We start from the raw sequence: 13,859 nt of genomic DNA, 5'->3' as shown, positions 1-13,859 counted from the left end.
CGGCTGGCCGCTGTCCTCGGGCTGCATGCGAAGGATGATCATGAATTACAACTGGAATTGGCGCATTTTCTGGGAGATTTCTCCCGATGGCGTGGGCACGTATATGGACACCCTGTGGTCCGGCCTGACCTGGACCCTGGCCACGGCCGGTGCGGCGTGGATCATGGCGCTGATATTGGGCCTGGTGATCGGCACCATCCGCACCTTGCCGAACAAATGGCTGGTGGGCGTGGCCAATGCCTACGTCGAACTGTTCCGCAACGTGCCGCTGCTGGTGCAGATGTTCCTCTGGTATTTCGTCATGCCGGAACTGCTGCCGCCGGATCTCGGCGCCTGGGTCAAGTCGCTGCCAAATGCGCCGTTCGTCACGGCCGTGCTGTGCCTGGGATTCTTTACCTCCTCGCGCGTGGCCGTGCAGGTGACGACGGGCATCGAGGCGCTGCCGCGCGGGCAGAAACTGGCCGGCACGGCGCTGGGCCTGACCCTGCCGCAAACCTACCGCTTCATTTTGCTGCCGATGGCCGCGCGCGTCATCATGCCGCCGCTGACCAGCGAATTTTTGAACATCATCAAGAACAGTTCCGTGGCCCTGACCATCGGCCTGATCGAGCTGACGGCCAGCGCGCGCGCCATCCAGGAGTTTTCCTTCCAGGTGTTCGAAGCGTTTTCGGCCGCCACCATCATCTACGTCGTCGTCAACCTGCTGGTGGTGGTGCTGATGCACCTGATCGAGAAAAAGGTCGCCATCCCGGGCTTCATCGTCGCTGGCGCCAAGACGGGAGGACATTGATATGTTAGGCAATTTCGACTTCGATGTCATCTCCCGCTCGTGGGTCTACCTGTTCCAGACCGGCATGGTGTTCACACTGAAACTGACGGCGCTGTCCATGGTCGGCGGCATCGTGCTCGGTACCCTGCTGGCGCTGATGCGTTTGTCCGGCAGCCGCCTCATCTCGGGCGTGGCGTCGAGCTACGTCAATCTGATACGCTCGATTCCGCTGGTGCTGGTGATCTTCTGGTTCTACTTCCTGGTGCCGTATATCGCCGCCTGGATCATCGGCGCCAACGAGCCGGTGAAAGTGGGCGCGTTTTCTTCCGCGCTGATCACCTTCATCATGTTCGAGGCGGCCTACTATTGCGAGATCATGCGCAGCGGCATACAGTCGATCCCGCGCGGCCAGGTATGGGCCGGCCAGGCACTGGGCATGAACTACTCGCAGACCATGGCCTTCATCGTGCTGCCGCAAGCGTTCCGCAACATGATTCCCGTGCTGCTGACGCAAACCATCGTGCTGTTCCAGGACGTGTCGCTCGTGTACGTGCTGTCGATCCCCGATTTCGTCGGCGCCGCATCAAAAATCGCCCAGCGCGACGGCCGCCTGGTGGAGATGTACGTGTTTGTCGCCGTCGTGTATTTCGTGCTGTGCTATGCCTTGTCGTTCCTGGTAAAACGCCTGCAGAAACGCGTCGCCATCATTCGCTAACCGTAAAAGAAAGAACAAGATGATTGAACTCAATAACGTCAGCAAATGGTATGGCCAGTTCCAGGTACTGACCGACTGCACCACCGAGGTTGCCAAGGGCGACGTGATGGTCATTTGCGGCCCGTCCGGCTCCGGCAAGTCGACCCTGATCAAGACCGTCAACGGCCTCGAGCCGATCCAGCAGGGGCAGATCATCGTCGACGGCATCAGCGTCAACCACCCGAAGACGAATCTGTCGAAACTGCGCGCGCGCATCGGCATGGTGTTCCAGAATTTCGAGCTGTTCCCGCATCTGTCGATCCGCGAAAACCTCACCATCGGCCAGATCAAGGTGCTGGGTCGCAGCGCCGACGAAGCCAATGCCAAGGGCTTGAAATACCTGGACCGCGTGGGCCTGCTGTCGCAGCAGGACAAATTCCCCGGCCAGCTGTCGGGCGGCCAGCAGCAGCGCGTGGCGATCGCCCGCGCGCTGTCGATGGACCCGATCGCCATGCTGTTCGACGAACCGACATCGGCGCTCGATCCGGAGATGATCAACGAGGTGCTTGACGTGATGGTGGGCCTGGCGCAAGAAGGCATGACGATGATGGTCGTCACGCACGAAATGGGCTTTGCCAAGCGCGTGGCCAACCGCATCGTCTTCATGGACCAGGGAAAAATCATCGAAGATTGCAGCAAGGATGACTTCTTCAATACGACGCGCTCGGACCGCGCACGCGATTTCCTCGCCAAGATCATCCATTAATTTTTCATCACGTTGAAGTTGAGTACGAATGCCTGACATGAAACAACTAGCCGGCGCCATGCTGGCGCTGGGCCTGCTCGCCCATGCCCATGCGGCCGACAAGATCGCCGTCGACATCGCCCTGCGCGGCGCCACCGTGATCGACGTGGCCGCAGGCAAGGCGGTCAAGGGCAAGACCGTGCTGCTCAAGGGCGACAGCATCGTCGCCGTCGTCGATGACGCGCAGCTGCACAGCTACGCGCCGAAGCGGACGATTCGCCTGCCCGGCAAATATCTGATGCCGGGCCTGTGGGATACGCACGTGCATTTCGGCGGCGGCCCGGAGCTGATCGACGAGAACAAGCAGCTGCTGCCTTTGTACCTGGCGCACGGCATCACCACGGTGCGCGACTGCTCGGGCGACTTGCCCGACACGGTGCTGGCATGGCGCCAGCAGATCAACGCGGGCCAGCTGGAGGGCCCGACGATTTTTACGTCCGGCGCCAAACTCGAAGGCATCAAGCCGCTGTGGAAGGGCACCATCGAAGTGGGTACGCCGCAGGAAGTCACGCGCGCGCTCGACGGCCTGCAGGCGCAGCAGGTCGACTTCGTGAAGATCACGGAAAACACCCTGAAGCCGGAGCTGTACCTGGAAGCGTTGCGCCAGGCGCGCGAACGGGGCATGCGCACGTCGGGCCATATCCCCGTGCAGCTCACATTGGAGCAGATGGCCGATGCGGGCCTGGGCACGATCGAGCATCAATCGTATTTGCTGCGCGCCACCACGCCGCGCGAGCAGGAGCTGACGGCCAAGGTGGCGGCCGGCGCGATGACGGGCAAGGAAGCCATGCAGGCCAGCGTGCAAAGCTACGACGAGCCGACGGCGCGCAAGGCTTTCAGCTATCTGGCCGCGCGCGGCACGGCCATCGTGCCGACCCTGTGGGGTTCGCGCGTGACGGCGTACCTGGACCGCGAAGACCACACGCACGACACGGCCCTGCAATACATCGGCAAGGGCTTGCGCGCCACCTACGACTGGCGCGTGCAGCGCGCCGCCAAGGATGGCCCGGAAGCGATCGTCCAGCGCCACGCGCAGTTCGAGCAATCGGCCAAGCTGCTGCCCCTTTTGCAGCAGCAGGGCGTGAGCATCATCGCCGGCACCGATGCGGGCTTCTTGAATTCCTTCGACTATCCGGGCCAGGCCCTGCACGATGAAATCGGCCTGTACGTGCAGTACGGCCTGACGCCGCAGCAAGCCTTGCAGTCGGCCGTCATTAACGGTCCCCGCTTCCTGGGCAAGCTGGACCGCTACGGCAGCGTGGCGGCCGGCAAGGCGGCCGACCTGCTGGTGCTCGACGCGAACCCGCTGCAGGATATCGGCGCCACGCGCCAGATCCGCCTGGTGGTCAGCCGTGGCCACGTCTACGACCGCGCCGCGCTGGACCGGATGCTGGCGGAACTGCGCGCCTGGGTGGCGAAGCAGGAGACTGCACCGGGCAAGTCCTGATGCTTGTGCGCTCCCGAGATTGAAAACGGCCGGTGCGAACCGGCCGTTTGATCGTCCGGCAAGCATCGGGCAGTAGCCGCCGCAGCCTGCGAGGCCGCCCCGCGACTGGTAAAATGGCGCTATTCGCAATGACCGCCTGAGAGCAGCCGCCATGTCCACACTCGATCACACCCCAGCCTCCATCACCATCACCCGTCCGGATGACTGGCATTTGCACCTGCGCGACGGCGCCGTCATGGCCAGCGTGCTGCCGCACAGCGCGCGCCAGTTCGGCCGTGCCATCGTCATGCCGAACCTGAAACCGCCCGTCACCACCACGGCCGATGCCAGTGCCTACCGCGAGCGCATCCTGGCCGCCGTGCCGCAAGGCGTGAACTTCGATCCGCTGATGGTGCTGTACCTGACGAACAACACGTCGCCCGATGAAATCCGCCGCGCGCAGGACAGCGGCATCGTGCAGGCCGTGAAACTGTATCCGGCTGGCGCCACGACGAACTCGGACCTGGGCGTGACGGATTTGAAGAATTGCTACAGGGTGCTCGAAGTGATGCAGGAAGTGGGCATGCCCTTCCTCGTGCATGGCGAAGTGACGGACCCGGAAATCGATATTTTCGACCGCGAAGCCGTCTTCATCGAGCGCGTGATGCGCCCGCTGCGCAGCGCCTTCCCGGCCCTGTCCGTCGTGTTCGAGCACATCACCACCAAGGATGCGGCGCAGTACGTGGCCGAAGCGGAAGGCCCGATCGCCGCCACCATCACGGCGCATCACCTGCTGTACAACCGCAACGAGATTTTCAAGGGCGGCATCCGTCCCCATTACTACTGCCTGCCTATCTTGAAGCGCGAAGAGCACCGCCTGGCACTGATGACGGCGGCCGCCAGCGGCGACGAGCGTTTCTTCCTCGGCACGGACTCGGCGCCGCATGCGCAAGGCGCCAAGGAAATGGCTTGCGGCTGCGCCGGTTGCTACACGGCCCTGCATGCGATGGAAATGTATGCGGAAGCATTCGAACGGGCCGGCGCGCTCGATAAACTGGAAGCGTTCGCCAGCTTCCACGGCCCGGCTTTCTACGGCATGCCGCGCAACACGGACACCATCACTCTGAAACGCGAAAGCTGGACCTTGCCGGCCTCGCTGCCGCTGGGCGACAGCCACGTGATTCCGCTCAACGCGGGCGAGCAGATCAACTGGAAAATGGTCTAAGCGTTCATGCTGCCATCGATAGACTGGACCCGCCCCTGGTTTGCCACGGTGCTGCCGGCGCGACGGCAGCTGGACCTGCAGCGCGACACGGTGATTGCCGCGCTCAATGGACGGGCGCGGGCGCTGGATTTGCGCAATCCATCGGGCCTGCCGCTGGCCTTCGTGCCGCAAGCGGACCTGCCCGAAGGCGTGGCCTACGAGGAGTTCATCGGCGCGACGGGCGGCGTGCCCACGCGCGACAATCTGCACGATTTTTTCAACGCGCTCGTGTGGCTGACCTTCCCCCGCATCAAGCGCCAATTGAATGCGCTGCAGGCCGCGCAGATCGCCCTGTCCGGCGTGGGCAAATCGCGCGGTCCCGCGCGCGATGGCGCGACGATTTTTGACGAGAATTCCGCCTTGCTGGTGCTGCGCGACAGCGACGCGGGGCGCGCGCTGGACGCGGCCTTGCGCGGGCACGACTGGCGCAGCGCGTTCATTGCGCAGCGCGAGAAATTTGGCGCGGGCGGCGACGCCGATGTCTGGCTGTTCGGCCACGCGCTGATGGAAAAACTGGTGGCGCCGCGCAAGGCCATCACGGCGCATACGCGCGTGATCTTTGCCGGCGACGCCTACTTTGCGCTCGACGATGCGGCACGCCGCGCCTGGCTCGACGAGCGGGTGGCGCAAGACCTGGCGCAGCAAGGCCTGACCACGGCGGACTTCACGCCGCTGCCCGTGCTTGGCTTGCCCGGCTGGTGTGAAGACCAGGACGACGATTTTTACAATGACGCGGCGGTGTTCCGCCCGAAGCGCAAGGTGGCTGGCGCAGAAAGAGATCAATAGCATGGAAAACACCGTCCGCTGGGGCATCCTCGGCACCGGCAAGATCGCCCGCGCGATGGCCAATGGCTTGCGCGATGCGCCCGGTGCGCAACTGGTGGCGGTCGCCTCGCGCAGCAGCGCCGGTGCGCAGGCCTTCGGCGCCGAATTCGGCATCGAACGTTGCCATGGCTCCTACCAGGCGTTGGCTGACGATTCTGGCGTGGACGTGATCTACATCGCCACGCCGCACACCCTGCATGCGGAAAATGCCTTGCTGTGCCTGGCCGCCGGCAAGCACGTCGTCTGCGAAAAACCGTTCACCATGAATGCGCGCGAAGCGCAGGCCGTGGTCGATATGGCGCGCGAGAAAAAACTGTTTTTGATGGAAGCCATGTGGAGCCGTTTCCTGCCCGCCGTGCAGGAAGCGCAACGCATCATCGCCAGCGGCGAAATCGGCGTGCTGCGGCAGGTGCAGGCCGATATCGGCTTTGTCGCCAATTTCCCGCCCGAGCACCGCATGTTCAATCCGCAGCTCGGTGGCGGCGCGCTGCTCGACGTGGGCATCTATCCGCTGTCGATGGCGGCCTTCTTCCTCGGCCCCGTATCGCAGGTGCAGGCGCTGGCCGAGATGGGCGCCACCGGCGTCGACGAGCAGGTCGTGTTCTCGCTGCTGCATGCGGGCGGCGGCACCTCGTCCTGCGCCTGCAGCCTGCGCGCGCAGACGCCGACGGAAATGACCATTTCCGGCAGCCTGGGACGCATCCGGCTGCCCAACCGTTTTTACAAGCCCGATCACCTGATTGTCGAAATGATGGACGGCGAACGCCGCGTCGTCGCCGCCCCCCACCTGGGCAATGGCTATGCGCACGAGGCCATCGAGGCGATGCGCTGCATCCGCGCCGGCCTGCTGGAAAGCCCCCTCATGCCGCACGCCGACAGCGTGGCGCTGATGCGCAATCTCGACACCATGCGCGGCCAGATCGGCCTCGTCTACCAAGCCGACCAGGCGTGAACAGGAATCCCATGACATTGCACTCATCCCGTCCCAGCCTGAAAACTGTCCTCATCGCCAGCGGCGTCGTCCTGACCCTGGCGATGGGCGTGCGCCACGGCCTGGGCTTCTGGATGCAGCCGATCTCGCAAGCCAATGGCTGGACGCGCGAAACGTATTCGCTGGCGCTGGCCATGCAAAACCTGATGTGGGGCGTCTTCGGCCCGTTCGCCGGCATGGCGGCCGACCGCTTCGGCACCATGCGCGTCGTCATCGTCGGTGCCATCAGCTACATGGCGGGCCTCGTGTGGATGGCGCTCGTGACGCAGCCCACCCTGTTCATCGTCGGCTCCGGCATCTTCATCGGCCTGGCGCTGGCCTGTACGGCTTTTGGCGCCATCAGCGGCATCATCGGGCGCAGCGCGCCGCCCGAGCAGCGCTCGTGGGCCTTCGGCATTTCGTCGGCGGCCGGCTCGTTCGGCCAGTTCCTGATGATGCCCGTCGAGCAGCAGCTGATCTCCGCCGTGGGCTGGCAAAACGCCTTTTATGTGCTGGCCGCGCTGGTGCTGCTGGCGATGATCCCGATGGCCTTCTACCTGCGCGAGCCGCCCGTCTCGCACGCCAGCGGCCCGCAGCAAAGCGTGGGCGCCGCCTTCAGCGAAGCGATCGCCAGCCGCTCGTTCTGGCTGCTGTTGGCCGGTTATTTTGTCTGCGGTTTCCAGCTGGTCTTCATCGGCGTGCACTTGCCGGCCTACCTGAAGGACCAGGGCCTGATGAACCCGAACGTCGCCGTCACGGCGCTGGCCCTGATCGGCCTGTTCAACATCGTCGGCTCCTACTATGCGGGCAAACTCGGCGGCAAGATCGCCAAGCGCTACCTGCTGTCGGCCATCTACGTGACGCGTGCCGTGGTCATCACCGCGTTCCTGCTGGCGCCATTGTCGGCGTGGTCCGTGTATCTGTTCGCCGCCGGCATGGGCGTGTTGTGGCTGTCGACCGTGCCGCTGACGAACGGCATCATCGCCGGCATCTTCGGCGTGAAGCATCTGTCGATGCTGGCCGGGATGGTGTTCTTCTCGCACCAGGTGGGCAGTTTCCTCGGCGCCTGGCTGGGCGGCTATCTGTACGAGCACCAGGGCAGTTACCACATCGTGTGGATGATCACCATCGGCCTGGGCTTGCTGGCCGCGCTGATCAACCTGCCCATCGACGAGCGCGCCGTCAAGCGCGTGGCGGTGGCCGCGTAATGGCCAGCTGGCGCACATGGCTATGGCGCCTGGCTGGCGCCGCGCTGCTGGCCATCGTCTTCCTTGCCTATCTGCGGCCCGACTTCATGCTCGACCTGGCGAACCGCTTCTGGATGTGCATGTAGGCTGCGTGGGCGCAAGGTGGTTTGCGTGAAGTCGGATTACGCTAGAAGTCGGATTACGCTACGCTAATCCGACCTACCCGACCTGCTGCGACGGATTCGCGTAATCCGACAACATCCGAAACCATGCGATACCGACGCGCATTCCAGCCAGGTGGCAGCTTTTTCTTCACGGTGGTGACTGCCCATCGCCGGCCCGTTTTTTCTGCTGCCAATGCCGTGGATTTGCTGCGTGATTCTTTCCGCGCCGTGCGGCATCAACGGCCATTCGCTATCGACGCCATCGTTATCCTTCCTGATCACTTGCACTGCATCTGGACCTTGCCAGATAGTGATGCCGATTTCATGACGCGCTGGAGGTTGATCAAGACATGGTTCAGCAAGCGCTGCGATCTTGAAAATGTCTGGCAGCAGCGGTATTGGGAGCATGTGTTGCGTGACGAGAGCGACTTCGCAAACCACGTCGATTACATCCATTACAACCCCGTCAAGCATGGCCTTGTGAGTAAAGTCATCGATTGGCCGTATTCCAGTTTTCACCGGTATGTAAAGCAGGGATGGTGCGCCGCCGATTGGGGCGGGGATGGTGTGGATGTGGCGGGTGTTGGGCGGGAGTGAGGGGCGCTAACAATGTTGTCGGATTACGCGCTGCGCGCTAATCCGACCTACCACGGCATATTTTTTGCGTAGGTCGGATTAGGCCGAAGGCCGTAATCCGACAACACCGGGAAATAAACAATCCCAGATTTACACCTTCAAAAATTCCTCTTTCCCACCCAGCCAGCGCGCCAAGTGCGCTTCCACGGTGGCTGCTGCAGCCGCCGTGGTGGCGTGCAGCAAATCGTGCGCCACGTCGCGGGCCTGGTCGACCAGCCATTGATCCGTTTCCAGGTCGGCGAAACGCAGCATGGCCTGGCCGGACTGGCGCGCGCCAAGAAACTCCCCGGGGCCACGGATTTCCAGGTCGCGGCGGGCGATTTCAAAGCCGTCCGTTGTTTCGCGCATGGTCATCAAGCGCTGGCGCGCCACGCCGCCCAGGGGGCCCTGGTACAGCAGCAGGCAGACGCTGGCTGCCGAACCGCGGCCCACGCGCCCGCGCAGCTGGTGCAGCTGCGACAAGCCAAAACGCTCGGCGTGTTCGATCACCATCAGCGAGGCGTTCGGCACGTCGACGCCCACCTCGATGACGGTGGTGGCCACCAGCACATGGATATGCCCGGCGATGAAGGCGTCCATCACTTCCTGCTTTTCGGCCGGTTTCAAGCGGCCGTGCACGAGGCCCACCTGCAGCGCGGGCAGGGCTTCGGCCAGCATCATGTAGGTGTCGGTGGCCGTCTGCAGCTGCAGCGCTTCCGATTCCTCGATCAGCGGGCAGACCCAGTACACTTGCCGGCCTTCCAATGCGGCCGCATACACGCGGGCGATGACTTCGTCGCGCCGGTTCTGGTCGATGGCGCGCGTGACGATGGGGCTGCGCCCTGGCGGCAGCTCGTCGATCACCGACACTTCCAGGTCGGCGTAATACGTCATGGCCAGGGTGCGCGGAATGGGCGTGGCCGACATCATCAGCTGGTGCGGAACGGCCGCGCTGTCGCCCTTGTTGCGCAGGGTCAGGCGCTGGCCCACGCCGAAGCGGTGCTGCTCGTCGACGATCACCAAGCCCAGTTTGGCAAACAGCACGTTATCCTGGATCAGCGCGTGCGTGCCGATCACCAGCTGCGCTTCGCCCGATTCGATCAGGGCCAGCGCGGCCGTCTTTTCCTTTTTCTTCAGGCTGCCCGTCAGCCACGCCACCTTCACGCCCAGCGGCTCCATCCAGGCGGCGATCTTGCGGAAGTGCTGCTCCGCCAGGATCTCCGTGGGCGCCATCAGCGCGGCCTGGTAACCGCTGTCGATCGCCTGCGTGGCGGACAATGCCGCCACCACCGTCTTGCCGCTGCCGACGTCGCCCTGCAACAGGCGCTGCATCGGATACGGCTGGCGCAGGTCGGCGCGGATTTCCTCAAGTACGCGCGCCTGTGCGCCCGTCAGCTTGAAGGGCAGGGCTGCGCCGAAGGCGTTCGACAGGGTGCCGACGATGGGTAGCGATGCGGCGCCTTTCGAGCGGCGCGCGCGCTGGGCGCGTTTCAGCGACAGCTGCTGCGCCAGCAGTTCATCGAACTTCATGCGCACCCAGGCCGGGTGCGAGCGGTCCATCAGCGCGCTTTCATCGATGTCCTGCGGCGGATAGTGCAGCAGGTGCACGGCGGCGCGGAACGGCGACAGCTGCATTTCACGCAGCAGCTGGTCGGGCAAGGTGTCCTGCCAGTCGATGCGGCGCATGGCGTCGGCGATCTCGCGCCGCAGCACGTGCTGCGACAGGCCTTCGCCGGACGGGTACACGGGCGTGAGCGCCGTGGGCAGGGGCGCTCCCTCGTTGACCACTTTATACGTCGGGTGCACCATCTCGGCGCCGAAAAAGCCGTGTTTGAGCTCGGCGCGCGCGCGTACCCGCGTGCCTTCGGCCAGCTGCTTGACCTGGCTGCCGTAGAAATTCATGAAGCGCAGCAGCAAATTGCCCGTTTCGTCGGCGATCGTCACCAGCAGCTGCTTGCGCGGCTTGAAATTGACTTCGCATTTGGTGACGATGCCCTCGACTTGCCACGACTCGCCGCCGCGCAGGCAGGCGTCGCGTATCGTGTAGACCTTGGTTTCGTCCTCGTAGCGCATCGGCAGGTGCAGCACCAGGTCCATGTCCGTGCGCAAGCCCAGTTTGGCCAGCCGGCTTTCCGTGCTGACCACTTTTTTGACGGCTTTCGGCTTGGTGGCCGGCTTGGCCGTGGGAGGAAGATCGGGCTTTGGATCGGACATATGCAAGGTTTTGGTGCCGCTAGCGTAAAATAGAGGGTTGTCCGGCACACCCTGTGCGTACCGCAGTCGTAAATTGTTGCGGCGGATTATTGTAATGCCTGTATAGGCGCACAGTATAGTGCCAGATGTTCCATTGCGCACTCCTAATCATTTTTGACGTACTTTTGAAGCAAAACGCATGTATTCGCTTTCCGATTTCGATTTTAATTTGCCGCAAGAAAACATTGCGCAAACTCCATTGGCCGAGCGCAGCGCCTCGCGCCTGTTGCATCTGGACGGCGACGCTCTGGTCGACCGCCAGTTCGCCGACATCGTCGGGCTGTTGCAGGCGGGCGACCTGCTGGTGATGAACGATACGCGCGTACTCAAGGCGCGCTTCTTTGGCGTCAAGGAAAGCGGCGGCAAGATCGAGGCGCTGGTCGAGCGCGTGCTCGATGACCGCACCGTGCTGGCCCAGGTGCGCGCGTCGAAGTCGCCGCCGCCCGGTTGCCGCATCCGCCTGGCCGACGCCTTTGATGTGACGGTCGGCCAGCGCGCCGGCGAGTTCTTTACCCTGCACTTCGAGGCCGACGTGTTCGAGCTGATCGAGGCGCATGGCCGGCTGCCGCTGCCGCCGTACATCGAGCACGATGCGGATGCATTCGACGAGACGCGCTACCAGACCGTGTTCAACAAGGTGCCCGGCGCTGTCGCCGCGCCGACGGCCGGCCTGCATTTCGACCAGGCCCTGCTCGATCAATTGAAGGCCAAGGGCGTCAACTTCGCCTATGTGACCCTGCACGTGGGTGCCGGCACCTTCCAGCCCGTGCGCACCGAGGTGCTGGCCGAACACAAGATGCATACCGAGTGGTACACCATGCCGCAGGAAACCGTCGATGCCGTGCGCGCCGCGCAGCTGGCCGGGCGCGACGTGGTCGCCGTCGGTACGACCAGCCTGCGCGCGCTGGAATCGGCCTCGCAAAGCGGCCAGCTGGTGGCGGGCAGCGCCGATACGGCCCTGTTCATCACGCCCGGCTATGCGTTTAAAACGGTGACGCGTTTGATCACCAACTTCCATTTGCCGAAGTCGACCCTGCTGATGCTGGTGTCGGCCTTTGCCGGCTATGCGCCGATCCGCAGCGCCTACGCGCATGCGATTGCGCAGAATTACCGTTTCTTCAGCTATGGCGACGCGATGCTGCTCACCACGCAATCGCGCGCTGCGCTGAACCTTGATACTCCCGTGAAAGACTGACATGCTGGAATTTACATTACTCAAGACCGACACGAGCGGCCTGACCAAGGCACGCCGCGGCACCTTGAAACTCAACCATGGCGTCGTGCAGACGCCGATCTTCATGCCAGTGGGCACTTACGGCTCCGTGAAAGCCATGTCGCCGCTGGAACTCAACGAGATCGACGCGCAGATCATTCTGGGCAACACGTTTCACCTGTGGCTGCGTCCTGGCAACACCGTCATGGAAAAATTCGGCGGCTTGCATGGTTTCATGGGCTGGAACAAGCCGATCTTGACGGACTCGGGCGGTTTCCAGGTGTTTTCGCTGGGCGCCATGCGCAAGATCACGGAAGAGGGCGTGCATTTCAATTCGCCGATCAACGGCGATAAATTGTTCCTGTCGCCGGAAGTGTCGATGCAGGTGCAGCGCGTCTTGAATTCCGACATCGTCATGCAGTTCGACGAATGTACGCCGTACGAAATCCAGGGCCGTCCGGCCACCATCGAGGAAGCGGCCAAGTCCATGCGCATGTCCTTGCGCTGGGCGCAGCGCTCGAAGGACGAGTTCCACCGCGGTGAAAACCCGAATGCGCTGTTCGGCATCGTGCAGGGCGGCATGTTCGAAATGCTGCGCGACGAGTCGCTGGCCAAGCTGGAAGAAATCGATTTCCCCGGCATCGCCATCGGCGGCCTGTCCGTCGGCGAGCCGAAGGAAGACATGATGCGCATGCTGGCCCACGTGGGCCCGCGCCTGCCGGCCAACAAGCCCCATTACCTGATGGGCGTGGGCACGCCGGAAGACCTGGTGGCCGGTGTGTCGAACGGTATCGACATGTTCGACTGCGTCATGCCGACACGTAACGCCCGCAATGGCTGGCTGTTCACCCGTTTTGGCGACATCAAGATCAAGAACGCCAAGTACAAGGAAGACCAGGCGCCGCTGGACGAGACCTGCAGCTGCTACGCCTGCCGCAATTTCTCGCGCGCCTACCTGCACCATTTGCACCGCTCCAAGGAAATCCTCGGCGCGCGTTTGAATACCATCCACAACCTGCATTACTACCTGGACCTGATGCGCCAGATGCGCGAAGCGCTGGACGAAGACCGTTTCCACGCGTTTACCCTGCAATTCCACGCGGAACGCGCACGCGGAACTTAAGAAAACCTTATCTGGCGCCCTGGCCGCAGCATGGCCTGAAGTTTTGTGTATTGGTGCTTGGACTGGGGCGATAAAGCATTGCATAATGCCTTTTTAGCCCCATTTGAAGCTGCCATGCCTGCAATTGGAGGCTTGGCGGATTGCCAATGCTAGAATACAGCGCTATTTTTTCAAACTGATTAGAACTGGAGTCACCGTGTTTTTCATTTCCAACGCTTATGCGCAAGCCCCAACCGACGCCCTGGGCCTCGGCGGCAACCTGACCAGCTTCCTGCCGCTGGTATTGATGTTCGTGGTCATGTATTTCCTGATGATCCGCCCACAGCAAAAACGCGCCAAAGAACAACGGGCGATGATGGACGCGCTGGCCAAGGGTGACGAAGTCGTCACCGCCGGCGGCATGCTGGGCCGTGTTGTCAAGGTAGTGGACGCTTACGTCACCATCGAAGTGGCGACCGGCACCGAAATCACGGTGCAAAAGAGCTCCATCACCACCTTGCTGCCTAAAGGCACCCTGAAGGCGCTGTAATTCCTCGCTGTCATTGCCAAAG

The 13,859-nt window shown here is 63.0% G+C and carries 14 protein-coding genes; 13 read left to right on the top strand and 1 reads right to left on the bottom strand.

Going from position 1 to position 13,859, the window contains the following annotated elements; translation table 11 throughout:
* Positions 1-40: 40 nt before the first annotated feature.
* From OPV09_RS28120 to OPV09_RS28075, 10 genes are all read left to right on the top strand, one after another.
* The gene (locus OPV09_RS28120; protein ID WP_070303009.1) at positions 41-790 is read left to right on the top strand and encodes an amino acid ABC transporter permease; all 750 of its coding nucleotides are present in this window, start codon (positions 41-43) and stop codon (positions 788-790) included.
* A gap of 1 nt (position 791) precedes the next feature.
* Positions 792-1,484, top strand: a complete 693-nt coding sequence (locus tag OPV09_RS28115) for an amino acid ABC transporter permease (RefSeq protein WP_034745474.1) — start codon at positions 792-794, stop codon at positions 1,482-1,484.
* A 19-nt stretch (positions 1,485-1,503) separates the two neighbouring features.
* The gene (locus OPV09_RS28110; protein WP_338680052.1) at positions 1,504-2,229 is read left to right on the top strand and encodes an amino acid ABC transporter ATP-binding protein; all 726 of its coding nucleotides are present in this window, start codon (positions 1,504-1,506) and stop codon (positions 2,227-2,229) included.
* A 37-nt stretch (positions 2,230-2,266) separates the two neighbouring features.
* The gene (locus OPV09_RS28105; protein WP_338680051.1) at positions 2,267-3,715 is read left to right on the top strand and encodes an amidohydrolase family protein; all 1,449 of its coding nucleotides are present in this window, start codon (positions 2,267-2,269) and stop codon (positions 3,713-3,715) included.
* A 151-nt stretch (positions 3,716-3,866) separates the two neighbouring features.
* On the top strand, positions 3,867-4,919 hold the full coding sequence (gene pyrC / locus OPV09_RS28100) for a dihydroorotase (RefSeq protein WP_070302828.1): 1,053 nt from the start codon (positions 3,867-3,869) through the stop codon (positions 4,917-4,919).
* A gap of 6 nt (positions 4,920-4,925) precedes the next feature.
* Entirely contained in the window at positions 4,926-5,744 is an 819-nt protein-coding gene (locus OPV09_RS28095) for a DUF3025 domain-containing protein (protein WP_058051002.1), read from the top strand.
* A gap of 1 nt (position 5,745) precedes the next feature.
* On the top strand, positions 5,746-6,735 hold the full coding sequence (locus tag OPV09_RS28090) for a Gfo/Idh/MocA family protein (protein ID WP_070302830.1): 990 nt from the start codon (positions 5,746-5,748) through the stop codon (positions 6,733-6,735).
* A gap of 11 nt (positions 6,736-6,746) precedes the next feature.
* Positions 6,747-7,961, top strand: coding sequence for an MFS transporter (locus OPV09_RS28085; RefSeq protein ID WP_080698372.1), 1,215 nt, complete (start codon positions 6,747-6,749; stop codon positions 7,959-7,961).
* Positions 7,961-8,086, top strand: a complete 126-nt coding sequence (locus OPV09_RS28080; RefSeq protein WP_257620246.1) for a hypothetical protein — start codon at positions 7,961-7,963, stop codon at positions 8,084-8,086. The genes OPV09_RS28085 and OPV09_RS28080 overlap by 1 nt, the downstream gene beginning before the upstream one ends.
* A gap of 123 nt (positions 8,087-8,209) precedes the next feature.
* Positions 8,210-8,701, top strand: a complete 492-nt coding sequence (locus OPV09_RS28075) for an REP-associated tyrosine transposase (RefSeq protein ID WP_338680049.1) — start codon at positions 8,210-8,212, stop codon at positions 8,699-8,701.
* A gap of 129 nt (positions 8,702-8,830) precedes the next feature.
* Here the strand turns inward: OPV09_RS28075 and recG are convergent, their stop codons facing one another.
* A complete protein-coding gene (recG, locus tag OPV09_RS28070; protein WP_219328121.1) occupies positions 8,831-10,933 on the bottom strand; it encodes an ATP-dependent DNA helicase RecG in 2,103 nt (700 codons plus the stop codon).
* A 178-nt stretch (positions 10,934-11,111) separates the two neighbouring features.
* On the opposite strand from recG, the gene queA reads away from it, so the two are divergent.
* The 3 genes from queA (at position 11,112) to yajC (ending at position 13,837) form a co-directional block, all read left to right on the top strand.
* Positions 11,112-12,167 carry a tRNA preQ1(34) S-adenosylmethionine ribosyltransferase-isomerase QueA gene (gene queA, locus OPV09_RS28065; RefSeq protein WP_034745496.1) on the top strand — a complete coding sequence of 352 codons (1,056 nt, stop codon included), beginning with the start codon at positions 11,112-11,114 and terminating at the stop codon, positions 12,165-12,167.
* A gap of 1 nt (position 12,168) precedes the next feature.
* Positions 12,169-13,308, top strand: coding sequence for a tRNA guanosine(34) transglycosylase Tgt (gene tgt / locus OPV09_RS28060; RefSeq protein ID WP_034745502.1), 1,140 nt, complete (start codon positions 12,169-12,171; stop codon positions 13,306-13,308).
* A gap of 196 nt (positions 13,309-13,504) precedes the next feature.
* Entirely contained in the window at positions 13,505-13,837 is a 333-nt protein-coding gene (gene yajC, locus OPV09_RS28055; RefSeq protein ID WP_034745505.1) for a preprotein translocase subunit YajC, read from the top strand.
* Positions 13,838-13,859: the final 22 nt, after the last annotated feature.

The organism is Janthinobacterium sp. TB1-E2 (assembly GCF_036885605.1).
Classification (GTDB): Bacteria; Pseudomonadota; Gammaproteobacteria; order Burkholderiales; family Burkholderiaceae_D; genus Janthinobacterium; species Janthinobacterium aestuarii.
Note: the sequence above shows the minus strand (reverse complement) of the source record. Positions and strands in the feature narration are given on the sequence as shown.